This window comes from Streptomyces gardneri, assembly GCF_006539185.1.
GTDB lineage: Bacteria > Actinomycetota > Actinomycetes > Streptomycetales > Streptomycetaceae > Streptomyces > Streptomyces gardneri.
This window is the reverse complement of record NZ_BJMN01000011.1, coordinates 249,978-272,411: the sequence shown is the minus strand read 5'-3', so window position 1 is coordinate 272,411 and position 22,434 is coordinate 249,978. Positions and strand designations below refer to the sequence as shown.

Sequence of the window (22,434 nt, the reverse complement as noted above, 5' to 3'; positions counted from 1 at the left end):
GTCTGACATGGCGCTTACAGTGGGGAACTGTGTCGACCCACGCCCTCACCGAAGCGGCTTCCACCGAAGCGGCCCCGCTCTCGCTCTGCTCCCGAGAGCCCCACGTCCCCGCCGACCGTCTCGTCGCGGAGATGGTGCCGCCGCCGCGCTTCGACTCCGTACGGTTCGACACGTACCTGCCGGACCCGAACCAGCCCAGCCAGACGGACGCCGTCAAGGCGCTGAGCGGCTTCGCCGAGGGTCTCGGCGGGGCGCACGCCTCCGGCGCCGGGAAGCGCCGCTGGTTCGCCAAGAAGCCGGCCGCCCCGAGCGGGCCGCGCGGGGTCTACCTGGACGGCGGGTACGGCGTGGGCAAGACCCACCTGCTGGCCTCCCTCTGGCACGCGACCCCCGCCGAGCCCTCGCTGAAAGCTTTCGGCACCTTCGTCGAGCTGACCAACCTGGTCGGCGCGCTCGGCTTCCAGCAGACGGTGAAGACCCTCAGCGGGCACCGTCTCCTCTGCATCGACGAGTTCGAGCTGGACGACCCGGGCGACACCGTCCTCGTCTCCAGCCTCCTCGGCAAGCTCGTCGAGGCGGGCGTGGCGCTCGCCGCCACCTCCAACACGCTCCCGGGCAAGCTCGGCGAGGGCCGCTTCGCCGCCGCCGACTTCCTCCGCGAGATCCAGGGCCTCTCCGCGCACTTCATGCCGCTGCGGATCGACGGCGAGGACTACCGTCACCGCGGCCTGCCCGAGGCCCCCGCCCCGTACTCCGACCAGGTCGTGACGGAGACCGCGTACAAGACGCCGGGGGCCTCCCTCGACGACTTCCCGCACCTGCTCGACCACCTGGCCAAGGTGCACCCGAGCCGCTACGGCGCGCTCACCGACGACCTCGCGGCGGTCTGCCTCACCGACGTCCAGCCGGTCCCCGACCAGTCGACGGCCCTCCGGCTCGTCGTCCTCGCCGACCGCCTCTACGACCGTGAGATACCCGTCCTCGCCTCCGGACTGCCCTTCGACCGGCTCTTCAGCGACGAGATGCTGAACGGCGGATACCGCAAGAAGTACTTCCGTGCGATCTCCCGGCTCACCGCGCTCGCGCGCGACGCGAAGGGGCTTGTCGGGCAGTAGGTTGGGGCCATACCCGATCGAAAGGGATCCACCATGGCCGCAACGCGCAGCGCTCACGCCGTCTGGGAGGGCGACCTCCTCAAGGGCTCCGGTGTCGTCACGCTTGACTCCTCCGGTCTCGGCAAGTTCGACGTCTCCTGGCCTGCCCGCACCGAGCAGCCGAACGGGAAGACCAGCCCGGAGGAGCTGATCGCCGCCGCGCACTCCTCGTGCTTCAACATGGCGTTCTCCAACATCCTGGCCAAGGCCGGCAACGCGCCGGAGCGCCTGGAGACCAAGGCCGACGTGACCTTCGTGCCCGGCACGGGCATCACGACCAGCCACCTCACCGTGCGCGGCACAGTCCCGGGCCTGGACTCGGACAAGTTCCAGGAGCTGGCCGAGACCGCCAAGCAGAACTGCCCGGTGAGCCAGGCCCTCACCGGTGTGACGATCACGCTCACCGCCGAACTGGCCTGACCCCCGGTCAGAACCCGCGCCACACGAGGCAGTTGTGGCCCGCATGGTTCACGTGTCACCACAGTGCGTGATACACACATGCGGGTCACACGTCACATCACACACCTGTCCGCCAACAGGAAAAGTGGGTTGCCTCATGTCCGCAACACGACGTCAGATCCTCTCCCGCACCGGCGCGTCCGTCGCCGGGATCGCCTTCACTGGCGCCCTCTCCGAACTCTTCGCCGGCAGCGCGGCCGCCGCCGGGGACCTCGGGAGGCTCGGGGCGCGGGGTGGCTACGGCCCCCTCCTCCCCGACCCCGCCGGACTCCTCGACCTCCCGGCCGGCTTCCGCTACAAGGTCCTCTCCCGGCAGGGCGATCCACTCCGCTCCGGCGAGGGGCCCGTCCCCAGCAACCACAACGGCATGGGCGCCTTCGCCGGCCGTCGCGGACGCGTCCACCTCGTCCGCAACCACGAGAACCGGGTCACCGGGAAGATCGGCGTCCCGACCGTCCCCGGCCTGACGTACGACCCGGCCGCGAAGGGCGGGTGCACCGCCCTCGAACTCGACGGCCGGAACAACGTCCTCGGCGAGCGCGTCGCCATCGCCGGGACCGCCGTCAACTGCGCCGGCGGGCCCACCCCTTGGAACACCTGGCTGACCTGCGAGGAGACCGAGGACAGGGCCGGGACGAACGGCTACACCAAGGACCACGGCTTCATCTTCGAGGTCGACGGCGCCGACCCGCACCGCACCGGCGCCGTCCCCCTCACCGCGATGGGCCGCTTCCAGCACGAGGCCATCGCCGTCGACCCGTCGAGCGGCATCGTCTACGAGACGGAGGACGCCTTCCAGCAGCCCTTCGGCCTCTTCTACCGCTTCCTCCCGCGCAAGCCGCTCGGCGGCACCGGTTCGCTGCGCGCGGGAGGTGCCCTGGAGGCCATGCGGGTGCCCGGCGTCCCCGACCTCTCCGTGATCCAGGAGACCGGCGCGCGCTTCGAGGGCGTCGAGTGGGTCCCCGTACCGGATCCGCAGGCGGCCGAGACCCCCATCCGGCTCCAGGACTTCGGACCGAAGGGCATCACGCACGCCCAGAAGCTGGAGGGCTGTTACTGGGGAGGGCGGGCCGTGTACTTCGTCTCCTCCTTCGCCCGCCTCAAGGACGGCTCCGGCGCCACCCACTTCGGGCAGGTCTGGAAGTACGAGCCGCACCGGCGCCGCCTCACGCTCGTCGTCGTCTTCGGCCCGAGCACCGACATCCAGCTCCCGGGCGAGTCGCCGGACAACATCTGTCTGACACCGAGCGGCGGCCTGCTGGTGAGCGAGGACGGCGAGGGGGCGCAGCACGTCTACGGGGTGAGCAGGAAGGGCGAGGTGTACGCGGTCGCGCGGGGAGCTCAAGACATCGGGACGCCCGAGGCGCCGGAGTGGGGCGAGTTCGCGGGCGTCACCTTCTCCCCGGACGGCTCCACGATGTACGTGAACTGCTACACGCCGGGGACGACGTTCGCGGTGACGGGCCCGTGGTGCTGAGCTGACGGGAGGGTCGGGGTCGCGGGCGAGCCGGTTCCGTCGCAGGATCGGGAGGGGACGAGGACGGGACGGGGCGCGGCGAAAGGGTCACGCGGTGGCGACGAAGAAGGACGACCGCAGTCAGGACGGCCGGAAGAAGAAGGAACAGCGGAAGCGGAACCGGCCGGACGCACCCTTGCGTGACGTGCTGCGCGTGCCCGAGGGCGAGCGGCTCGACCTCACCGCGTACGACGCCTCGGCGACCCCGGCCGGCCCCGCCGGCAAGGCGGCCGGCCTGGCCGCCACCGCCGCCCTCGCGCCGCGCCTCGCGAACCTCCAGGAACGCCTGTACGCGTCGAGCACGGCGGGCGACCGGCGGCGGCTGCTCCTCGTCCTCCAGGGCATGGACACCAGCGGCAAGGGCGGCACGGTCAAGCACGTCATCGGCCTCTTCAACCCGTCCGGCTGCCGCATCCGCGCCTTCAAGGCCCCGACCCCGGAGGAGCGGGACCACCCGTTCCTCTGGCGCATCACGAAGGCGCTCCCCCAGCCGGGCGAGATCGGCATCTTCGACCGCTCGCACTACGAGGACGTCCTCATCGCGCGCGTCCGCGCCCTGGCCCCGCGCTCAGAGCTCGGCCGTCGCTACGACCAGATCAACCGCTTCGAGAAGTCCCTCGCCGACGACGGGGTGACGGTCGTCAAGGTCTTCCTGCACCTCTCGTACGAGGAGCAGCGCAACCGCCTCCTGGAGCGCCTGGACAACCCCGAGAAGCACTGGAAGTTCAACGCGGGCGACATCGAGGAGAGGTCGGTGTGGCCGGCGTACCGGGAGGCGTACGAGATCGCCCTGGAGCGCTGCACGACGGACGAGGCCCCCTGGTACGTGGTCCCGGCGGACCGCAAGTGGTACCGGAACTGGGCGATCAGCACGCTGCTGCTCGAGCACCTGGAGGCACTGGACCCGACGTACCCGCCGGGGGACTTCGACGTGGAGGAGTGCCGGCGGCGGCTACTGGCGACGTGAGCGGCGCCGCTTCCTGACGGGAGCGCCGCGCACGCCCGGGCGATGGTGCGTCAGCTCGGTGCGTGGACTCGGGTGCTGCTGCTGCCGAGTCGCGAGCGTGAGAAACACTTTGATCGGATAACTTCCGATCGTGAACATTCCTGTACGAAACATGGCGGCGTTCGTTCTTCTGGGCGCCGCTCTTGTCGGCTGCGGCGGGGGCGCCGCCGAGACTCCCCTGCCGAAGGCGAAGACCCCGACCGCGTCCCACAGCCCGTCGCCGCGGGCCGACGCGGCGGCCGGGGCCAAGCCGGCGCCCGTGCGCGGGGCGGTGCCCACCATGGCGCCGGGGCCCGGCGGGCTCACCCCGGTGTACTCGCGCCGGGCCGCGAAGTCCCGTAAGAGCGCCGAGAAGGTCGTCGCGCTCACCTTCGACGCCGACATGACGGCCGATCAGGGGCCCCGGGCCGCGGGCGGCGAGCGCTTCGACAACCCGCAGCTGATCGCGACCCTGCGCCGCCTCAAGGTGGACGCGACCGTCTTCATGACGGGCCGCTGGGCGGAGGAGTACCCGGACCAGGCCAGGTCCATCGGCGGCGACCCGCGCTTCGAGATCGCCAACCACTCGTACAGCCACTACGCCTTCGCGTCCCCCTGCTACGGCCTCCCGACCGTCGCGGGACCCGATATGACGGCCGACGTGCAGCGGGCCTTCGACGCCTTCCGGGACGCCGGGGCCGTCAACGTCGTCCCGTACTTCCGCTTCCCCGGCGGGTGCTACGACGACGCCGCCCTGCGCGCGCTCGGCCCCGCCGGGGTGACGGCGGTCCAGTGGGACGTGGTCAGCGGCGACGCCTTCGCCAAGGACGCGGACGCCGTCGCCGAGCAGGTCCTCGACGGGGTGAAGCCCGGTTCGCTGGTCGTCATGCACTGCACGCGCAGCGCCGCCCCCGTCACCGAGCAGGCGATCCGCCGCATCGTCCCCGAGCTGCGGGCGCGCGGCTACCGCTTCGTGAAGGTCTCCGAGCTGATGGGGAACGGCTAGAAGGCCGGGCCCTTCAGCCCGAGCAGGCCGTGCGCTGGGCCTCCTGCCACTCGCAGACCGGGCAGAGCGTGATCCCCTTGGTCGACTCCGGGTACTCGGTCGGCTCCTGGCACAGCACGCAGGAGGCGAAGGGGCCCTCGGCCGCCGGTTCGGGCTTCGGGCCGGCGGGCTCGGGGATGCCGCAGTACGACGTCGCATCGGTCATGTCTTCGAGCGTACGCCCCTCGGTTCCGCTCACTCCAGGCGTGCCGTGGCCCGGCAGGCGAGGGCGGCCGTCGCCGCCGCGAGGAGCACGGCACCCGCGCAGGCGAGCCAGGGCAGGTGCGCGGTCGTCGTGCGGGAGCCGGTGACCAGGGCCGTCAGGGCGTGCTTCGCGGGGGAGCCCGTGGTGACGAGGGCGAGGAGCGAGCCGGTGACGAGGGCCGTGACCGACCAGCCGGCGGCCTTGAGGAACGGGCGGGCGGCCAGCGCGCCGACCGCGGCGCCCGTCAGGACGCAGGCCGCCGTCGAGAGCAGTCCGGCGCCCGTGGCGGCGAGCGCGCCGACCCCGCGCCGGTCGCCGATCGCGGTGAGACCGAGGACGGCGACCGTGCCGAGGAGCCCCGGCAGCGCGGTCCCGGTGAGGAGCGCCGCGAGGTGCGCGCGGCCCCGGCCGGCGGCCGCGGCGACCACGTCGCGGGCGGCGGGCGGTTCCTGGGTGAGGCAGATCCGTACGCACCAGGCCGTCACCGGCACCAGGGAGGGCCGCCGCCGAGAAGCCGAGGGCACCGAGCACGGGTTCGCCCGCGCGGACGCCGACGGCGAGGACGGCCGCGTAGAGCAGGAGGGGTGCGAGCCAGCGCTGCGAGCGGAGCAGCAGACCCGACTGGTAGCGCAGGAGCGCCGTCATACCCGTACGCCCTCTTCCGTGCCGAGGTGGTGGATGTGCCAGGAGGCCGCGAGGAGCGCCCCGAGCAGGGCGTCGGAGTGCGCCGCGTCCACGGTCAGGACGAGAGGGCGGGTGGGGTCGTCCGGGTCCGGCGGCTCGATGGCGGGGGTGCCCGGCAGGCCCTCCGGGAGCGGCTTGCCGCCGGAGGCGGTGATCCGGACCCGGGGCTCCTCCGGTACGTCCCGCGCCGTGGCCGCGACGGCCCGTACCGTCCCCGACTCCACGCCGTACACCGCGTCCGCCTCCCCCGCGAGGCGGCGCGGGTCGTGGTCGACGAAGACGGCGGTGGCGCCCGCCGCGACGCGTTCCCGGACGGCGCGGTCGAGTTCGGTGCGGGCCGTGGTGTCGAGGCCGGTCCAGGCCTCGTCGAGGACGAGGAGGTCGGGGTCGGCGAGGAGGGCCTGGGCGACGGCGACCTTCTGGCCGGTGCCCTTGGAGAGTTCCGCCAGTTCCGTACGGGCGTGCTCGCCGGCCCCGAAGCGCTCCAGCCACTCCCCCGCCCGGGCCCTGGCCGTCGCCCGGCCGAGGCCGTGGACGCGGCCCAGGTGGACCAGGTAGTCGGTGGCCGTGAAGGGCAGGGCGGCGGGGAAGCGCTCGGGGACGTACGCCGTGCGGGGCGGGCGGCCGGTGATCCGGCCCTCGCTCGGGGCGTCGATCCCGGCGACCAGGCGGAGCAGCGTCGACTTGCCGGTGCCGTTGGTGCCGACGACCCGGACGAGCGCGGAGCCGGGCAGGTCGAGGTCGGCCCCGCGCAGGACCCACGGCCCGCGCGGACCGTACCGGCGCCCGACCCGTTCCAGCCTCACCTGTTCCGGAGGGTCGTGCCGGGGAAGCCGGCCGTCCCGGCGGGGTGTTCGCGGGCGGGAAGATCGCTCGTCATGCGGGGCATCCTGACCCGGAAGCGATCGTTCCCACAAGATTCGCTCCGGACCGCGGTGGCAGACTTGCCGGGTGAGCAGCGAAGAGACCGACGTCCGCGATGAGAAGCCCCAGTTCGTCCTCCCCTTGGTGGTGCGGATCGAGCGCGACGCGCCCCCGACCCGCACCGACGCCCTGGAGACCGCCGCGCGGGCCGTCCTGGAGATCCTCACCGACGACCGTTCCCTCGGTGAGGGCGAGTGGGCGCAGGCCATGACGGACTGGGAGGACGCCCGGATCCGCAAGGTCGTGCGCCGGGCGCGTGGTGCCGAGTGGCGGCGGGCCGGGACGCTCCCGGGGATCGCCGTGACCGGCGCGGAGGCGGAAGTGCGGGTCTTCCCGCCGGTGCCGCTCGACGGCTGGCCCAAGGAGCTGGCCAAGCTCCAGGTGTCGGGCACCGACCTCGACGACCCGGCCGAGCCCGGTCCCGTACCGGACGGGGCCGTGGTGCTCTGGATCAATCCCGGGGTCGACATGTCGGCGGGCAAGACGATGGCGCAGGCGGGGCACGGCGCGCAGCTGCTGTGGTGGGCGATGCCGGACGCGGACCGGAAGGCCTGGCAGGAGGCGGGCTTCCCGCTCGCCGTGCGCACCGCGACGCCCGAGCACTGGGCCGCGCTCGCGGCGAGCGGCAGCGGGCTGCCCGTCGTGCGGGACGCCGGCTTCACGGAGATCGCGCCGGGGAAGACGGTGGTGTCCGAGGGAAGCCACCGCTTCGCTCCTCACCTGCGGCTGCGGCAGGCCTAGGGGATTCGGCGCATGACACCGCGTGCGGTCCGGCGGATCGGCCGGCGAGCGGACCGGGCCGTGTCCCTGCTGTTCCTCTTCCTCCTGGCGGGGATCGGTGCCCGCGCCGGCCGGCCCGGCAGGCGGAAGCTCAGGAGGATCGCCACGTCGGACGAGGTCCGGCTCAAGCGTGAGCGCGCCGAGCGCGAACTGTGGGCGCGCGCCGAGGAGATCGGCCGCACTTCGCCGTGGGGTCCGGCCGTGCGCACCACGCTGGTCGACACGAGTGCCCGGGGCGGGGGCAGGAACCACCTCGATCCGCACGCGCCGAAGCAGCCCGCCCTGTACTGCGTGCTGCGGCTGCACCTGTACTTCGTCGTGGACCGTCCCGCGGAGGACGTGCTCGGGGACGTGCGCTCCGGGGAGTTGCTGTCGTGGGACGTGCCCGGCGACGACGCGAGGGCGAGGCTCCAGGAGCCGCGCCCCGCGCGCAGGGCGGTCCTCGGCACCTGCGTGTCCGACCCCTCCGACGTCACCCTCGCCGTGCTGCGGGAGCGCCCGGGCACCTTGTTCGCGTGGACGCTGTCCACGATGTACCACACCGTCCCGGGCGCGTAGCGGGGGCGATCCGGCAGGTCCCCGCCCTCGTCACCCGTCACCGTCACCGTCAGTCGGTCTGCGGCCGGGTGCGGCGGGCGTAGGCGCGGGCTGCGCGGGCGCGGTCGCCGCAGCGGGTGGAGCACCAGTGCCGGCGGCCGTGGCGCAGCAGGTAGCGGTTGCAGGGGGTGGAGCCGCAGCTGGTGAGACGCTCCGCATCGGGGCCGGCGAGCAGGTCGGCGGCGTTGGCCGCGAGGGTCGCGAGGGCCCGGCCGAGGATCTGGTCGGTGGGGCAGGGCGCCGCACGGTACGGGCCGTTCTTCTCGTCCCAGTACAGCAGGGCGGCCGTGGGGGCCTTGCTCAGCGCGTCGTTGACGGCGGAGAGCGCCGTGGGCAGGGCGGGCAGCCCCGCGACCCGGGCGGCGCACAACGACCTGAGGTGTTCGCGCAGGGAGCGCAGCTGCGCCGCGCACATCTCCTGCACCCCGGCGTCGGCCGGCGCGAGGCCGTGCTCGGTGAGCCACCGGTTCGTGGCCTCGGGGGTCCCGAGGAGATCCATGAAGTGCCCCCCGGGCAGCGCGACGGCGCTGTTGACGAAGGCGAGGGCCACGTACTCGTCCGCCCCCGGTGCGGGCGGCGGCGCGGATTCGGCGGTCGAGGTCTCACTCATGGTTGTCATGGTACGGCTTGCGCTCATCCGTGAGTCATGGACTATGGTTCTCACGGATAGACCACTACCCATTCGTGAGGTTCTGATGGCTGACATCCGCACGCCCGTACAGCACGACGAGATCCCCGTCCGCGTCCTCGGAGGCCCGACGGCCCTCTTCGAGTACGGCGGCCTGCGCTTCCTGACCGATCCCACCTTCGACGCGCCCCGCGACTACGACGTGCCCGGCGGCCGGCTGACCAAGACGGCCTCCGCCTCCGCCGCCCCCGACGGCCTCGGCCGTATCGACGTGGTCCTGCTCTCCCACGACGAGCACCCCGACAACCTCGACGCGTCCGGCCGGGCCCTGCTCGCGGACGTCCCGCTGACCCTGACGACGCCCGGCGGCGGACAGCGCCTGGGGGCGGGGGCCAGGGGGCTGGCCGACTGGGAGTCGGTCGACCTGGACCGCCCCGACGGCGGCACCGTCACCGTCACCGGCGTGCCCGCCCTCCACGGCCCCGGCACCCGCGAGGAGGTCGAGGCCCTCACGGGCCAGGTCGTCGGCTTCGTCCTGACCGGGCAGGACCTGCCCACCCTCTACATCAGCGGCGACAACGCTTCGCTCGATCTGGTCCGGGAGATCGCCGAACGGTTCGGCCCGGTCGACACCGCCGTCCTCTTCGCCGGAGCGCCGCGCTTCCCCCAGCTCTTCGGCGGCCGGCTGATCGTCCTCGACAGCGCACAGGCCGCGGAGGCGGCAGAGATCCTCGGCGCCCGGCGCGTGGTTCCCGTCCACTGCGACAGCTGGGCGCACTTCACCGAGAGCCGTGACGACGTGGTCGCCGCGTTCACGAAGGCCGGGCTGGCCGACCGGCTGGACCCTGACGCGGTCCCCGTCTGAGCCCGCCTGAGGCCGGAACCTCAAATGTAGCTCTGAACGTCCCCCTCTCCGGGTTCGAACGTCCCTCCACGGGTCATCACGTGGATGACTGAGGACCGAAGGAGGGGGACATGACGGAACTCGGCATCGGCATCGGCTGGCGTCCCGAGATCGCGGAGGCGGTGGAGGCGCTGCCCGGCGTCGACTGGGTCGAGGTGGTCGCGGAGAACATCTGCGCCGACCACCTGCCCGACTCGCTGACCCGGCTGCGCGAGCGCGGCGTGACGGTCGTCCCGCATGGGGTGTCGCTGGGGCTCGGCGGCGCGGACCGGCCGGATCCGGCGCGGCTCGCGGCGCTCGGGGAGAAGGCGGTGGCGCTGGGAGCGCCGCTGGTCACGGAGCACATCGCGTTCGTACGGGCCGGGGGGCCGCTCACCGCCTCGCCGCTGCTCGAAGCGGGCCACCTGCTGCCCGTGCCCCGGACCCGGGACGCGCTCGACGTGCTCTGCGAGAACGTGCGCATCGCCCAGGACGCGCTGCCCGTACCGCTCGCCCTGGAGAACATCGCGGCCCTGATCGCCTGGCCCGGTGAGGAGCTGACGGAGGGACAGTTCCTGGCGGAGCTGGTGGAGCGTACGGGGGTACGGCTCCTCATCGACGTCGCCAACCTGCACACCAACCACGTCAACCGCGGCGAGGACCCGGCGAAGGCCCTGGCCGAGCTGCCGGTGGAGGCCATCGCGTACGTGCACGTGGCGGGCGGTGTCGAGCGGGACGGGGTCTGGCACGACACGCACGCGCACCCGGTGCCGGGGGCCGTTCTCGACGTCCTGGCGGACCTCGCGTCGCGGGTCTCGCCACCGGGGGTGCTGCTGGAGCGGGACGACGACTTCCCTCCGGCGGAGGAGCTGGCTGCGGAGCTGACGGTGATCCGCGAGATGGTGAGGGGGGCTGCCACCGCTGTGGGCACACGTTCCGCAAGGGCTGGGGGTACCTCCCAGGCGGAGCTCTGGGGGAGGGTGGGCACAGCCCACCAGCGCGGCGCCCTCTCATCGGCACCCGCACCCCGACGAGCGCCGCTGCTCATCGGCGCCGGTGCCCGCGTCTCGGGCGGCCCGATGCCGAGCGCCCCGGTCATCCCGGAGCCCGCGCCGCGGGACGACGCCCGGCAGCGGGTCGGGCTCGCGCAGGCCGCGCTGCTGTCGGCGCTCGTCGCCGGGACGCCCGCGCCCGAGGGGTTCGACAGCCGGCGCCTCGGGGTGCAGAGCCGGGCCCTCGCCGCCAAGCGGGCCGGAGTCGTCGCGAAGGTCGCCCCCGAGCTGCCGGAGATCCTCGGCAAGGGCTTCCGGCCCGCGTTCCTCGCCTACGCCAGGACCCGCCCCATGACCGGCGGCTACCGCCGTGACGCCCTCGACTTCGCCGAGCACCTGCTGCTCGCCGACCGCCCCGAGGACCCGGCGGCCCGACGTCGCCTCACGGAGTGGTGGCAGGACCGCTCCGGCAGCCGTCCGCCCGGCCGCGCCCTCCGGTTCGCCCGGGCCGCCCGCCACGCCCTCGCCAGGAGGTGACCGTGAACACCTTGGTCGTCGTCTACTACGTGGCCGCCGCAGCCGGCATCGCGCTGCTGATCACCCGTGTCGTCCGGTCGCGCGGCGGCCCCGGCGGACCGGTCCACGACCGGTACGAGGTCGCCTTCCTGAACGGCGGCCCGGCCCGGGTCGTCGACACCGCCCTCGCCGCCCTCCAGTACGACGGCAGGATCGCGATCGGCGGCCCCGGCATCGTCGCGGTCGTCCGGCCCGTCGCGCACGACCCGGTGGAGCGGGCCGTACTCCAGGAGCACGCGGCGGCCCCGCACGGGGCCCTGCACCACCTGCGGCTCGCCGTGATGCGGCACCCCGCGGTGCAGGAGATCGGTGACGGGCTCGCGGCACGCGGACTCATCGTCGCGCCGTCGAGGCGGCGCACCACCCAGGCCTGGTGCCTCGGGCTCGGTCTCACCGCCTTCTTCCTCTTCCCCGTCTCGGTCGCCCTCACGATGGTCGATCTCTCCACCGCACCGGAGATGTCGGTGCCGTTCGTCGTGAAGGTGCTGCCCGCGCTCTTCGCCACCGGGGTCACCGCCATCGTGTGCGGGGCGATCACCGGGCGGCGGATCACCCCGGCCGGGCAGGGTGCCGTCGCCTCGTACGGGCGGGCCCATGGTCACCTCGCGGACGCCGGTCACCTCGTGGCCCTGTACGGGCTGCGGGGGCTGCCCGACCCGGTGCTGCGGGAGCAACTCCTCGCCGCCGCCCGGGTGTACGCGCCTCCGCGGGGGCGCGGGCGGCGCCCCGCGGCCTCGCGTCACCACACCACGGACTACGCCGCCGCCGGTGTGGCCCTCGAGTGGTGCGCGGAGAACAGCTTCTGCGGCGGCGGCTCCTCCCCTTCCGACGGAGGCTCCGGTTCCTGCTCCTCCGGTTCGTGCTCGGGCGGCGGGTCGAGCTGCGGAGGCGGAGGCGGCAGTTCCTGTTCGAGCTCCAGCGGCAGCTCGTGCTCCAGCTCCAGTTCCAGCGGGAGTTCGTGCTCCAGCTCCAGTTCCAGCGGCTGATCACCCGTTCGAGTGGCGGGCCCGCCCGTCCTGTCATAGAACTCGGACATGGTCTGGGTTCCGCTTCTCCTCGTGGCGTGCGTCATGGCCGGCATCGGCTGCGCACGGCTGTGCCGGGCCTCCCTCGCGGCGGCCCGGCCGACGGCCCCGTCCGCCCCGGAGGACTCCGGGCTCACCCTCCTCGAAGCCGCCTATCTCGCCGGCGGTCCGCTCCGCGTCACCGACCTCACCCTCGTCGCGATGCACCGGGAGCGGCGGCTGCTCCTCGCCCACACCGGCTGGGCGACGGTCGTGGACTCCTCCACCGGCTCCCGGGACGAGTGGGAGAGCGCCGTGCTCGGCGCGATCGGGCCCGGCGGCCAGTCCCCGATCCCGGCGGTCCGTCCCGCGGTGGCCGCCGCCGATTCGGTGCGGTCGCTCGGCCGGCGGCTCGTCGACCGGGGGCTCGCCGTCCCCGACGCGGGCCGCCGGGAGATCGCGGCCGGGGTACGGGCGGTGCGGGCCGCCTTCCTGCTCTGTCTGGCGCTCGGGACGGCGGCGGCACTCCTCGTGCCCGGCGCCGAACGGCCCCTGGTCGTCGCCGCGTTCTCGCTGCCGCTGCTCGCCTCGGGGCTCTGTCTGCTGATCGGCCGGATCGAGGTGTACCCGTACACCCGCTGGGCGTCCCCGGCCGGGCAGAGGCTGCTCTCCGGCCTCTCCCCCGCCGATCCGCTCACGGCGCTGGCGACGCGCGGCCCCGCCGTCCTGGAGCCGGAGCTCCGCGCGGCACTCCGGGGACACGCTCCCGCGCGCCTCCCGTAGATCCTTTACTTCGCTCCTCCGCCGCGCCAACGATCTCTTCGTCCCCGCGCGCGCCCCACGCGCACGCGGTCACGAAGGGAAGCACCGATGCCCTCTCCCGCGCTGTACGGAGCCCTCAGCGCCCTCCTGTTCACCTCCCTGCCCCTGGCCCCCGCGCACGACGCTCCGCCGTCCGAGGCCCGCGGCACCCTGCTCGCCGCCCGCCGGGCCGCCGTCGAGGGGATCGCGTTCGGCGCCTGCCCGGCGGCCGAGAAGCTGCCGCCGTCCGTCGTGTGCGGCACGGTCCGCGTCCCGCTCGACTACGCGGACCCCGACGGGCCCCGCATCCCGCTGACCGTCAGCCGCGTCCGGGCCTCGGGGCCCGCCGCCGGCCGGCAGGGCACGCTCGTGTTCAACCCCGGGGGCCCGGGCGCCTCCTCGACGTACTTCCCCCTGGCCGCCGAGCTTCCGGAGTGGCGGCGGATCTCCGCCGCGTACGACCTCGTGGGCTACGCCCCGCGCGGGGTGGGCCGCTCGGCGCCGGTCTCCTGCCAGGACCCGGCGGACCGGGTCACGGGACCGACCCCGGCGCCGAGCCGGCCGTCCGAGACGTACAAGCGGGAGCGGATCGCGCGGGCGAAGGCGTATGCGGAGGGCTGCGCGCGCCGGACGGGCCCGGCCCTGCGCCATTACCACTCGCTCAACAACGCCCGGGACCTGGAGGTCGTCCGGGCGGCGCTCGGCGAACCGCGGCTCACGTACCTGGGCGCCTCGTACGGCACGTACATCGGCGGCCTGTACGCGACGCTCTTCCCGCACCGGGTGCGGCGGATGGTCCTCGACGCGCCGGTGGACCCGGCGCCCCGCCGGATCTGGTACCGGAACAACCTCGCCCAGTCCGAGGCGTTCGAGCGGCGCTGGGCGGACTTCCGTACATGGGTGGCGAAGCACGACGCGGTGTACGGGCTCGGGCGCACCGCGCGGGCGGTGTCCGCGAGCTACGAGCGGGTGCGCGCCGAGCTGGCGGCGCGGCCTGCGGGCGGGCGGGTCGGTCCGGGCCAGCTGCACGGGGCGATGCTGGGGACCGGCTACGACGACCGGTTCTGGCCCCTGCGGGCGGGCGCCCTCGCCGCATTTCTGAAGGGCGATCCGGAGCCGCTGATCGCGCAGGCGGCGCCCCCGGAGACGGCGGGGCCGGACGCGGGCAACGGGCGTGCGGTGTACACGGCGGTGGAGTGCAACGACGCGCCCTGGCCGGAGGAGTTCGCCGTCTGGGACCGGGACAACACCCTGCTCGCGGAGCGCGCCCCGTTCGAGACCTGGGACAACGCGTGGATGAACCTGCCCTGCGCGTACTGGAAGGCCCCCCGGCAGCGGCCGCTGGACGTCCGGACGGCGCCCGGGGTGCTGCCGCCGGTGCTGATCCTGGCGGCGGAGCGGGACGCGGCGGCCCCGTACGCGGGAGCTCTGGAGTTCCAGCGCCGGCTGTCGGGCGCGGCCCTGGTGACCGAGCGGGACGCGGGCACGCACGGTGTCGCGGGCGGACCGAACGCCTGCGTGAACGGCTATCTGGAGCGCTATCTGCTCACGGGGGCGGTACCCGGGGACGTCACGGGCCCGGAAATGACGCCGGTGCGGCGCGCGTCGTGCGCGCCGCACCCGGAGCCGGACCCGGTGTCGCTGGAGCGGAGGGCAATGAAGACGCCCGCCGTCTGATCTTCCGGGTCAAGGGGTGGCGCGCCCGGCCGGGAGCCGGGCCGCCACCAGGTTCGTACGGCCGTGTCAGGCCAGGCCCGCCACCAGGTCGGCGACGCTCTTGCGGCGACCGGTGTAGAACGGGACCTCCTCGCGGACGTGCATCCGGGCCTCGGAGGCACGCAGGTGGCGCATGAGGTCGACGATGCGGTGCAGCTCGTCGGCCTCGAAGGCGAGGATCCACTCGTAGTCGCCGAGCGAGAAGGAGGCGACCGTGTTGGCGCGGACGTCGGGGTAGCCGCGGGCCATCTTGCCGTGGTCGGCGAGCATGCGGCGACGGTCCTCGTCCGGCAGCAGGTACCAGTCGTAGGAGCGCACGAAGGGGTAGACCGAGATGTAGTCGCGCGGGTTCTCGTCGGCCAGGAAGGCCGGGATGTGCGACTTGTTGAACTCGGCGGGGCGGTGCAGCGCCATGTTGGACCAGACCGGCTCCAGGGCGCGGCCCAGCTTGGTACGGCGGAAGAGGCTGTACGCCTCCTGGAGCTCGTCGCTCGTCTCGGCGTGCCACCAGATCATGACGTCGGCGTCGGCGCGCAGACCGGAGAGGTCGTACGTGCCGCGGACGGTGATGTCCTTGGCGGCGAGCTGGTCGAACAGCTCCTGGACCTCGTCGGCGTAGCCGGCGCGGTCCTCGGGCAGAACATCGCGCAGCTTGAACACAGACCACAGGGTGTAGCGGATGACCTCGTTGAGGTCCTTCGCCTTCTTACCGGCGTTCGGGATCTTTTCGGGCGCACTCATACGCCTATTCTCGCCCGTCACGAGGAGTGCCCCGCACCGGGGTCGGTCCTTTTCGACGTGGCGATGATCTCGTCCCCGAACTCGGCGGTGATCTCGTCGGCCGCGCGGTGGGCCGAGGCGATGCACGCGGGGATGCCGACGCCGTCGTATGCGGCGCCCGCGACCCGCAGTCCGGGCAGGGCGGCGACGGCCTCGCGGAGGCGGGCGACCCGGGCGAGATGGCCGACGGGGTACTGGGGCAGGCCGCCGGTCCAGCGGGTGACCGTGGTGGCGACGGGGCGCGCGGCGAGCCCGGTGGCGGCGGCGAGGTCCTTGAGGGAGGCGGCGACGAGGTCGGTGTCCTCGCGGTGGACCTGCTCCTCCTCGCCGTGGCGGCCGACGGAGGTGCGCAGCACGAAGAGGTCGGGGGCGCCGTCGGCGACCCACCGCCACTTCTGGCTGGAGAAGGTGGAGGCCTTGATGGTGTGGCCGTCGACGGGGGGAACCAGGAAGCCGGAGCCCGGCAGGGCGGGGAGGTCCGGGCCGGCCGGGCCGGGCAGGTCGGCGCGGCGGAAGGCGAGCGTGATCAGCGCCATGGAGGCGTACTCGATGGCGGCGAGCTCGGCGGAGGCGGCGGGCGCGTGGTCGGCGAGGAGCGCGGCGGCGGGCCCGGCGGGGGTGGCGAGGACGACGGCGTCGGCGGTCAGGACGCGGTCCCCGGCGACGACCTCCCAGCCGGCCGGTCCGGTGCGGCGCAGGGCGGTGACGCGGGTACGGGTGAGGATCTCGCCGCCGGCGGCGAGGATCGCGTCGGCGACGGCGGCGGGCAGGGTGCCGACACCGCCCTCGACGCCGAGGAAGACGGAGCCGCCGAGGCCGGTGGCGGCGCCGGCCGCGTCGGCCGGGACGGCGGCTCCGGCCTGCTGGACGGCGTGGACGGCGGCGGTGAGCGTGGGGTGGCGGCGGGCGGCCTCGAAGAGGGCGGGGACGGCGGCCTTCATCGAGATGCGGTAGGCGTCGCCGGCGTATACGCCGCCGAGGAGGGGTTCGACGAGCCGGTCGACGACCTCGTGGCCCATGCGCTCGGAGACGTACGCGCCGATGGCGATGTCGTCGCCGATCTCGGTCGGGGGGAGCTCGCGGTCGAGGCCGATCCGGCGCACGCCCTCCTCGGAGAGGAGCCCCTCGACCGCGCGGCCGTCGCCGGGGACGCCCATCACATGGCCCTTGGGCATGGGGGTGAGCGTGCCGCGGGACCAGACGGAGGCGGTGGTCGTGGCCGGTGCCTGGAGCCGGTCGCCGAGGCCGACGGTCCGGGCGAGGGCGACGGCCTCGGGGCGGCGGGCGAGCAGCGACTCGGCGCCGAGGTCCACGGGCGCGCCCGCGATCTCCCCGGCGCGGAGTTTGCCGCCGAGGCGGTCGTCCGCTTCGAGGAGGGTCACCCGGTGGCCGGCGGTGGCGAGCCGGTGGGCGGCCGCGAGTCCGGCGATTCCGCCTCCGGCGACGACGACGTGGGGTCCCGTGGTGTCCGCGTTCATGGGACCACTCTCTCAAATCGCCCACGCGCCTCCGTTCCGAGGCCGGACCGTGACCGCATCGCTACCGCCGGAGGGAAACCCGTACCGAGGACTCCCACGTCCAAGGGGCACACGACTCGCCACGATTCCCTGGGGGGGAACTCATGAACGGAACACGCACGGCGTCACGTGGGCGGACAGCGGCCGCCGCCGCGCTGCTGACGGCCTCGCTCGTCCTGACCGGCTGCGCCGGCGGCTCGGCGGACCACGGCGGCGACAGCAAGCGCGACCTGGCGGCGCAGCCCGCCGACGCGGGCGGGGCCAAGGCCGCGCAGGGCCCGGCGGACGCCGCCTCGGCCGCCGAGCGCGCCCCCGCGACGCCGGGCAAGCCCGCCGTGCGGCAGCAGCACGTCATCCGTACCGCCTCGCTCAGCGTGGAGGTCGAGGACGCGGCGAAAGCCCTGGTCACGGCCCGCAGGGTGGCGGCGGGCGCCGGCGGGCGGGTGGAGAACGAGTCGACGGAGCGCATCGACGACACGTACGTCGTCTCGCGCGTGGTGCTGCGGGTGCCGCAGGAGCAGTACGAGGCGGTGCTCACCGAGCTGGCGGGCACCGGAAAGCTCCTCGCCCGCAAGGCCGACGCCAAGGACGTCACCGAGCAGGTGGTGGACGTGGAGAGCCGGATCGCCACCCAGCGGGCGAGTGTGGCGCGCGTCCGGGCGCTGATGCAGCGGGCGGAGAAGCTGGCCGACGTGGTCACCCTGGAGGGCGAGCTGAGCCGCCGTCAGGCGGACCTGGAGTCGCTCCTCGCCCAGCAGTCCTCCCTGAAGGACCGGACGACGCTGGCGACGATCACCCTCGAACTCTCCGAGAAGGAGAAGCCGGGCGCCGACAAGGAGGAGGACGAGGGCCGTCCCGGCTTCGGTGACGCGCTGGGCGGCGGGTGGAACGCGCTGGTGGGCGCTGCCGCCTGGGTCGTGATCGTGCTGGCCGCGCTGGCGCCGTGGCTCGCGGTGGCGCTGCTCGCCTTCGTGGTGTGGCGCCGCCTGGTCCGCCCGCGCCTCGCGGCGCGCCCGGGCACGGCTCCGGAGACCCGGCCCCTGTCGGAGGCGAACGCCGCGGGCGTCCCCACGGCCCCCGGGATTTCGGGAACGCCCGGCACTCCCGGCACTCCCGAGACCCCGGACTCTCCCGAGAAGTAGTTTCTTCTCATGAGCGAACGACTGGTGGTCATCGGGGGCGACGCGGCGGGCATGTCCGCCGCGTCGCAGGCGCGCAGGCTCAGGTCCGCCGGGGAGCTGGAGATCGTCGCCTTCGAGCGCGGTCACTTCTCCTCGTACTCGGCCTGCGGCATCCCGTACTGGGTCGGCGGGGACGTCGCCGCGCGGGGCGAGCTGATCGCCCGGTCCCCGGAGGAGCACCGGGCCCGGGACATCGATCTGCGGATGCGGACCGAGGTGACCGCGATCGACGTACCCGGGCGGCGGGTCCTCTCCCGGGACCTCGACGCGGGTACGGAGGCGTGGACGGACTTCGACAAGCTGGTGATCGCGACCGGGGCCCGCCCGCTGCGTCCGCCGCTGCCGGGGATCGACGCGCCCGGGGTGCACGGCGTGCAGACCCTCGACGACGGCCAGGCGCTGCTCGACTCGCTGGAGCGGACGCCGGGCCGGCGGGCGGTCGTGGTCGGAGCGGGCTACATCGGCGTGGAGATGGCGGAGGCGCTCCTCGCCCGCGGGTACGACGTGACGGTCCTGACCCGGGGCGAGCAGCCGATGGCGACGCTGGATCCGGACATGGGCCGGCTGGTGCACCGGGCGATGGACGGCCTGGGGATCACGACGGTCGCCTCGGCGGAGGTGACGAAGATCCTGACCGGCGCGGACGGCCGGGTGCGGGCGGTGGCCACGGCCGCCGACGAGTATCCGGCGGACGTGGTGGTCCTGGGGACGGGTGTGGTGCCGGAGACCTCGCTCGCGCGGGCGGCGGGGCTGCCGCTGGGCGCGCACGGCGGGCTGCTCACCGATCTCGCGATGCGGGTGCGCGGCCATGAGGACATCTGGGCCGGCGGTGACTGCGTGGAGGTCCTGGACCTGGTCTCGGGCCGGGAGCGGCACGTGCCGCTGGGGACCCACGCGAACAAGCACGGCCAGGTCATCGGGGCGAACATCGGCGGCGACTACGCCACCTTCCCCGGTGTGGTGGGCACGGCGGTGTCGAAGGTGTGCGACCTGGAGATCGCGCGGACGGGCCTGCGGGAGAAGGACGCCCGGGAGGTGGGGCTGCGGTTCGTGACGGTGACGGTGGAGTCGACGAGCCGGGCGGGCTACTACCCGGGGGCCGCGCCGATGACGGTGAAGATGCTCGCGGAGCGGCGTACGGGACGGCTGCTCGGGGTGCAGATCGTGGGGCGGGAGGGCGCGGCGAAGCGGGTGGACATCGCGGCGGTCGCGCTGACGGCGGGGATGACCGTGGAGGCGATGACGGCCCTGGACCTGGGGTACGCGCCGCCGTTCTCGCCGGTGTGGGACCCGGTGCTGATCGCGGCCCGCAAGGCCACGGCGGCTGTTCGGGCGGCGGGATGACCCGAGCGGCAGAGTGACGCGGGGTGACCGTTTGCGGGACTTTCATCACCGTGAGTGAGTGGTCGCATGATCAGACACACCCTGCGCGCGCTCTGCGCCGCCTCGCTCGTCATCGCCCCGCTCGCCCTCGCCGCCCCCGCGCACGCGGTCACGACCTGCACGGTCAACGGCCTCCCCGTGACCGGCACGGTCGTGTCCGGCACCGCCGGCAGCGACTTCATCCGCTGCGCCTCGGTCGCCAGCGGCGACCAGGTGAACGGTCTCGGCGGCAACGACACGATCGTCGTCACCGGCTCGGTCGCCGGTCTGGTGACCGGCGGTCCCGGCGCCGACTACCTCAGCACCCCCGGCACGATCTCCGGCACGGTGTCCGGGGGTGACTCGTCCGACTACCTCACGGCCGGGACCGTCGGCCCGACCGGCGCCGTGACGGGCGGGGCCGGGAGCGACCTGCTCCGGGCCTCCGTCAACGCGGGCGTCGTCGACGGCAGTCTCGGCGTCGACTTCTGCCGGGTGGGCGTCGGCAACGCCCCGATCAACTGCGAGGGCTGAGCCCCGCCTCCGCTCCCGCCGCGCGGGCGGCCGTCAGACGGCCGTCCGCGTGTGCACGTGCTCGACGAGACGCGTCAGCGCGTCCGGGTCCATCGACGGCATGACGCCGTGGCCCAGGTTGAAGACGTGCCCCTCCAGGCCCTTCGCGGCGGCGAGGACCTCGTCCGCCTTGGCCTCGACCACCTCGGTCGAGGCGAAGAGCACGGCCGGGTCCAGGTTGCCCTGGAGCGCCTTGCCGGGGCCGACGCGACGGGCGGCCTCGTCGAGCGGGACGCGCCAGTCGACACCGACGACGTCCGCGCCCGCCTCGCCCATGAGACCGAGCAGCTCGCCCGTACCCACACCGAAGTGGATGCGCGGGACGCCGTACCCGGCGACCGCGTCGAAGACCTTCACGGAGGCCGGCATCACCGAGCGGCGGTAGTCGGCCGGGGCGAGGGCACCCACCCAGGAGTCGAAGAGCTGCACGGCGGAGGCGCCGGCCTCGATCTGGACCTTGAGGAAGGCCGAGGTGATCTCGGCGAGGCGGTCGAGCAGGTCGGCCCAGAGCTGCGGGTCGCCGTACATCATCGCCTTGGTGCGCTCGTGGCTGCGCGACGGGCCGCCCTCGACGAGGTAGCTCGCGAGGGTGAAAGGCGCACCCGCGAAGCCGATGAGCGGCGTCTCGCCCAGCTCGGCGGTGAGCATCCCGATGGCCTCGGTGACGTAGTGGACGTCCTCGGGGGTCAGGTCGCGCAGCCGGGCCAGGTCGGCGCGGGTCCGGATCGGCTCGGCGACGACCGGACCGACGCCGGGCTTGATGTCGAGGTCCAGGCCGATGGCCTTGAGCGGGACGACGATGTCGCTGAAGTAGATGGCCGCGTCGACCTTGTGGCGGCGCACCGGCTGGAGCGTGATCTCGGTGACCAGCTCGGGCCGCATGCACGACTCGAGCATCGGGATGCCCTCGCGGACCTTCAGGTACTCGGGGAGGGAGCGCCCGGCCTGTCGCATGAACCAGACAGGAGTGTGCGGCACGGGCTCGCGCCGGCATGCCCGGAGGAACGCGGAGTCGTACGTCCGCGACTGCTGCTTCGTCTGCTGGCCCTGCGGGCGTTCATTGGCACTCACGCCCAGAATCTTCGCATGTGGCGGGAAGCCGCTCGTGCGGGGCGGGTGTCCCTCCCCGCACAGAGGCCCCGTTCCGCCTACTCTTCCCCGCATGGCTGCGGCTCAGGGACATTTTTCCGATCATTCCGACGGCAAAAGAGGGACGGACGAGACAGCGGACAGTACGGAGACGAACCCGGTACCCCCCGCCTTCCGGCGTGCGGTGGAGGCGCTGCGATCGGCGCGACTGCGTTCCGAGATCGAGATCGACCCGACCAGGCCCCCGCAGCGCCTGGCCCCTTACGCGTACGCGGTGGAGGCGGCCGTCGTCGACGGCGAGGACGACCTCGCGGACGGCCGGCTCGTCCTGCTGCACGATCCGGACGGCCACGAGGCCTGGAAGGGCACGTTCCGGCTCGTGACGCTCGTGCGGGCGGAGCTGGAGCCGGAGATGGCGGCGGACCCGCTGCTACCCGAGGTGTGCTGGTCCTGGCTGACCGGGGCGCTGGAGGCGCGCGGGCTCGCGTACGGGGAGGCGAGCGGGACCGTCACCATGGCGGGCTCGCACTACTTCGGCGGACTGGCGGACCGGAGACCGGCGACCCAGATCGAGATCCGGGCCTCCTGGACACCGCGCGAGGGGCTCGGCGGGGTGCCGGACACGGGGGCGCACCTGGCGGCCTGGTGCGATCTGCTCTGCCAGATCGCGGGGCTGCCTCCCGCACCGGCCGAGCCGGGGGCGGGGCCGACGGGGACGGTGACGGGCGCGGGGGTCGTTTCGCTGCCGCAGCGGAGGGGACCGCAACAGCCCTAGGAGCAGGTGCGGGACCCCCTTCTCACGGCCCTCGGAAAGGCCCTCGGATGGGGGTCCGCTCGTAGGATGATCGATCACGCGTCCGAATTGCCCTAATTGTTACTCACCAAATCGTGATCTTTCCCTAAAGGAGGGGGGCCCAGCTGCCGAAGGAACCTGTGACCCCTTCAGCAGCACGGGTTCGCCCCCCGGCTTCATCCCCGAGCCG

The 22,434-nt window shown here is 73.8% G+C and carries 22 protein-coding genes and 1 pseudogene; 16 read left to right on the top strand and 7 right to left on the bottom strand.

Annotated features, from left to right (window positions below; genetic code table 11):
* Positions 1–29 precede the first annotated feature (29 nt).
* From zapE to SGA01_RS09285, 5 genes are all read left to right on the top strand, one after another.
* The gene (zapE, locus tag SGA01_RS09305) at positions 30–1,115 is read left to right on the top strand and encodes a cell division protein ZapE (RefSeq protein WP_055640844.1); all 1,086 of its coding nucleotides are present in this window, start codon (positions 30–32) and stop codon (positions 1,113–1,115) included.
* Between the two features lie 33 nt (positions 1,116–1,148).
* Entirely contained in the window at positions 1,149–1,574 is a 426-nt protein-coding gene (locus SGA01_RS09300; RefSeq protein WP_055640845.1) for an OsmC family protein, read from the top strand.
* Between the two features lie 136 nt (positions 1,575–1,710).
* Positions 1,711–3,090, top strand: coding sequence for an alkaline phosphatase PhoX (locus SGA01_RS09295; RefSeq protein ID WP_141295138.1), 1,380 nt, complete (start codon positions 1,711–1,713; stop codon positions 3,088–3,090).
* 175 nt (positions 3,091–3,265) lie between these two features.
* Complete coding sequence (locus SGA01_RS09290; RefSeq protein WP_229918005.1) at positions 3,266–4,096, top strand: PPK2 family polyphosphate kinase; 831 nt, start codon at positions 3,266–3,268, stop codon at positions 4,094–4,096.
* A gap of 151 nt (positions 4,097–4,247) precedes the next feature.
* Entirely contained in the window at positions 4,248–5,120 is an 873-nt protein-coding gene (locus tag SGA01_RS09285) for a polysaccharide deacetylase family protein (protein WP_141295133.1), read from the top strand.
* A gap of 13 nt (positions 5,121–5,133) precedes the next feature.
* On the opposite strand, the gene SGA01_RS09280 is transcribed toward SGA01_RS09285, so the two are convergent.
* From SGA01_RS09280 to SGA01_RS09270, 3 genes and pseudogenes are all read right to left on the bottom strand, one after another.
* On the bottom strand, positions 5,134–5,325 hold the full coding sequence (locus tag SGA01_RS09280) for a hypothetical protein (protein WP_055640848.1): 192 nt from the start codon (positions 5,323–5,325) through the stop codon (positions 5,134–5,136).
* Positions 5,326–5,354: 29 nt separating this feature from the next.
* Positions 5,355–6,009: pseudogene (locus SGA01_RS09275) on the bottom strand (ABC transporter).
* On the bottom strand, positions 6,006–6,854 hold the full coding sequence (locus SGA01_RS09270) for an ATP-binding cassette domain-containing protein (RefSeq protein WP_141295130.1): 849 nt from the start codon (positions 6,852–6,854) through the stop codon (positions 6,006–6,008). The pseudogene SGA01_RS09275 and the gene SGA01_RS09270 overlap by 4 nt, the downstream one beginning before the upstream one ends.
* Before the next feature lie 145 nt (positions 6,855–6,999).
* On the opposite strand from SGA01_RS09270, the gene SGA01_RS09265 reads away from it, so the two are divergent.
* Complete coding sequence (locus SGA01_RS09265; protein ID WP_141295127.1) at positions 7,000–7,713, top strand: aminoacyl-tRNA hydrolase; 714 nt, start codon at positions 7,000–7,002, stop codon at positions 7,711–7,713.
* Positions 7,714–7,725: 12 nt separating this feature from the next.
* Positions 7,726–8,310, top strand: a complete 585-nt coding sequence (locus SGA01_RS09260) for a hypothetical protein (protein WP_141295125.1) — start codon at positions 7,726–7,728, stop codon at positions 8,308–8,310.
* A gap of 49 nt (positions 8,311–8,359) precedes the next feature.
* Here the strand turns inward: SGA01_RS09260 and SGA01_RS09255 are convergent, their stop codons facing one another.
* A complete protein-coding gene (locus SGA01_RS09255; RefSeq protein WP_141295122.1) occupies positions 8,360–8,959 on the bottom strand; it encodes a CGNR zinc finger domain-containing protein in 600 nt (199 codons plus the stop codon).
* Positions 8,960–9,044: 85 nt separating this feature from the next.
* Here SGA01_RS09255 and SGA01_RS09250 point away from each other — a divergent pair, with 85 nt between their 5' ends.
* The 5 genes from SGA01_RS09250 (at position 9,045) to SGA01_RS09230 (ending at position 14,910) form a co-directional block, all read left to right on the top strand.
* Entirely contained in the window at positions 9,045–9,842 is a 798-nt protein-coding gene (locus SGA01_RS09250) for an MBL fold metallo-hydrolase (RefSeq protein ID WP_141295120.1), read from the top strand.
* A gap of 110 nt (positions 9,843–9,952) precedes the next feature.
* Positions 9,953–11,389, top strand: a complete 1,437-nt coding sequence (locus SGA01_RS09245) for an MbnB/TglH/ChrH family RiPP precursor modification enzyme (RefSeq protein ID WP_141295118.1) — start codon at positions 9,953–9,955, stop codon at positions 11,387–11,389.
* Between the two features lie 2 nt (positions 11,390–11,391).
* Positions 11,392–12,414, top strand: coding sequence for a TIGR04222 domain-containing membrane protein (locus tag SGA01_RS09240; RefSeq protein ID WP_229917998.1), 1,023 nt, complete (start codon positions 11,392–11,394; stop codon positions 12,412–12,414).
* Between the two features lie 48 nt (positions 12,415–12,462).
* Positions 12,463–13,215, top strand: a complete 753-nt coding sequence (locus SGA01_RS09235; protein WP_141295113.1) for a TIGR04222 domain-containing membrane protein — start codon at positions 12,463–12,465, stop codon at positions 13,213–13,215.
* 87 nt (positions 13,216–13,302) lie between these two features.
* Entirely contained in the window at positions 13,303–14,910 is a 1,608-nt protein-coding gene (locus tag SGA01_RS09230; protein WP_141295110.1) for an alpha/beta hydrolase, read from the top strand.
* A gap of 66 nt (positions 14,911–14,976) precedes the next feature.
* On the opposite strand, the gene hemQ is transcribed toward SGA01_RS09230, so the two are convergent.
* Together hemQ and hemG are read right to left on the bottom strand one after the other, a co-directional pair.
* A complete protein-coding gene (hemQ, locus tag SGA01_RS09225) occupies positions 14,977–15,690 on the bottom strand; it encodes a hydrogen peroxide-dependent heme synthase (RefSeq protein WP_024755095.1) in 714 nt (237 codons plus the stop codon).
* A 17-nt stretch (positions 15,691–15,707) separates the two neighbouring features.
* Complete coding sequence (gene hemG / locus SGA01_RS09220) at positions 15,708–17,207, bottom strand: protoporphyrinogen oxidase (RefSeq protein WP_141295108.1); 1,500 nt, start codon at positions 17,205–17,207, stop codon at positions 15,708–15,710.
* Between the two features lie 143 nt (positions 17,208–17,350).
* Between hemG and SGA01_RS09215 the strand changes: the two genes are divergently transcribed.
* The 3 genes from SGA01_RS09215 (at position 17,351) to SGA01_RS09205 (ending at position 20,323) form a co-directional block, all read left to right on the top strand.
* Positions 17,351–18,388 (top strand): DUF4349 domain-containing protein, encoded by a 1,038-nt coding sequence (locus SGA01_RS09215; RefSeq protein ID WP_141295106.1) that lies wholly within the window; start codon positions 17,351–17,353, stop codon positions 18,386–18,388.
* Positions 18,389–18,397: 9 nt separating this feature from the next.
* Positions 18,398–19,771, top strand: a complete 1,374-nt coding sequence (locus SGA01_RS09210) for an FAD-dependent oxidoreductase (RefSeq protein WP_141295104.1) — start codon at positions 18,398–18,400, stop codon at positions 19,769–19,771.
* Positions 19,772–19,837: 66 nt separating this feature from the next.
* Entirely contained in the window at positions 19,838–20,323 is a 486-nt protein-coding gene (locus tag SGA01_RS09205) for a hypothetical protein (protein WP_141295102.1), read from the top strand.
* Between the two features lie 33 nt (positions 20,324–20,356).
* On the opposite strand, the gene hemE is transcribed toward SGA01_RS09205, so the two are convergent.
* Positions 20,357–21,433 carry a uroporphyrinogen decarboxylase gene (gene hemE, locus SGA01_RS09200; RefSeq protein ID WP_141295100.1) on the bottom strand — a complete coding sequence of 359 codons (1,077 nt, stop codon included), beginning with the start codon at positions 21,431–21,433 and terminating at the stop codon, positions 20,357–20,359.
* Between the two features lie 91 nt (positions 21,434–21,524).
* On the opposite strand from hemE, the gene SGA01_RS09195 reads away from it, so the two are divergent.
* Entirely contained in the window at positions 21,525–22,226 is a 702-nt protein-coding gene (locus tag SGA01_RS09195; protein ID WP_141295098.1) for a DUF3000 domain-containing protein, read from the top strand.
* Positions 22,227–22,434 lie beyond the last annotated feature (208 nt).

Excerpts from the sequence above, each read along its gene's own strand:
- SGA01_RS09215 (WP_141295106.1), top strand. The coding sequence starts at position 17,351 with ATGAACGGAACACGCACGGCGTCACGTGGGCGGACAGCGGCCGCCGCC.
- SGA01_RS09300 (WP_055640845.1), top strand. The coding sequence starts at position 1,149 with ATGGCCGCAACGCGCAGCGCTCACGCCGTCTGGGAGGGCGACCTCCTC.
- SGA01_RS09250 (WP_141295120.1), top strand. The coding sequence starts at position 9,045 with ATGGCTGACATCCGCACGCCCGTACAGCACGACGAGATCCCCGTCCGC.
- hemG (WP_141295108.1), bottom strand. The coding sequence starts at position 17,207 with ATGAACGCGGACACCACGGGACCCCACGTCGTCGTCGCCGGAGGCGGA.
- SGA01_RS09280 (WP_055640848.1), bottom strand. The coding sequence starts at position 5,325 with ATGACCGATGCGACGTCGTACTGCGGCATCCCCGAGCCCGCCGGCCCG.
- SGA01_RS09245 (WP_141295118.1), top strand. The coding sequence starts at position 9,953 with ATGACGGAACTCGGCATCGGCATCGGCTGGCGTCCCGAGATCGCGGAG.
- hemQ (WP_024755095.1), bottom strand. The coding sequence starts at position 15,690 with ATGAGTGCGCCCGAAAAGATCCCGAACGCCGGTAAGAAGGCGAAGGAC.
- SGA01_RS09255 (WP_141295122.1), bottom strand. The coding sequence starts at position 8,959 with ATGAGTGAGACCTCGACCGCCGAATCCGCGCCGCCGCCCGCACCGGGG.
- SGA01_RS09205 (WP_141295102.1), top strand. The coding sequence starts at position 19,838 with ATGATCAGACACACCCTGCGCGCGCTCTGCGCCGCCTCGCTCGTCATC.
- SGA01_RS09195 (WP_141295098.1), top strand. The coding sequence starts at position 21,525 with ATGGCTGCGGCTCAGGGACATTTTTCCGATCATTCCGACGGCAAAAGA.
- SGA01_RS09260 (WP_141295125.1), top strand. The coding sequence starts at position 7,726 with ATGACACCGCGTGCGGTCCGGCGGATCGGCCGGCGAGCGGACCGGGCC.
- SGA01_RS09230 (WP_141295110.1), top strand. The coding sequence starts at position 13,303 with ATGCCCTCTCCCGCGCTGTACGGAGCCCTCAGCGCCCTCCTGTTCACC.
- SGA01_RS09210 (WP_141295104.1), top strand. The coding sequence starts at position 18,398 with ATGAGCGAACGACTGGTGGTCATCGGGGGCGACGCGGCGGGCATGTCC.
- SGA01_RS09235 (WP_141295113.1), top strand. The coding sequence starts at position 12,463 with ATGGTCTGGGTTCCGCTTCTCCTCGTGGCGTGCGTCATGGCCGGCATC.
- SGA01_RS09295 (WP_141295138.1), top strand. The coding sequence starts at position 1,711 with ATGTCCGCAACACGACGTCAGATCCTCTCCCGCACCGGCGCGTCCGTC.
- SGA01_RS09285 (WP_141295133.1), top strand. The coding sequence starts at position 4,248 with ATGGCGGCGTTCGTTCTTCTGGGCGCCGCTCTTGTCGGCTGCGGCGGG.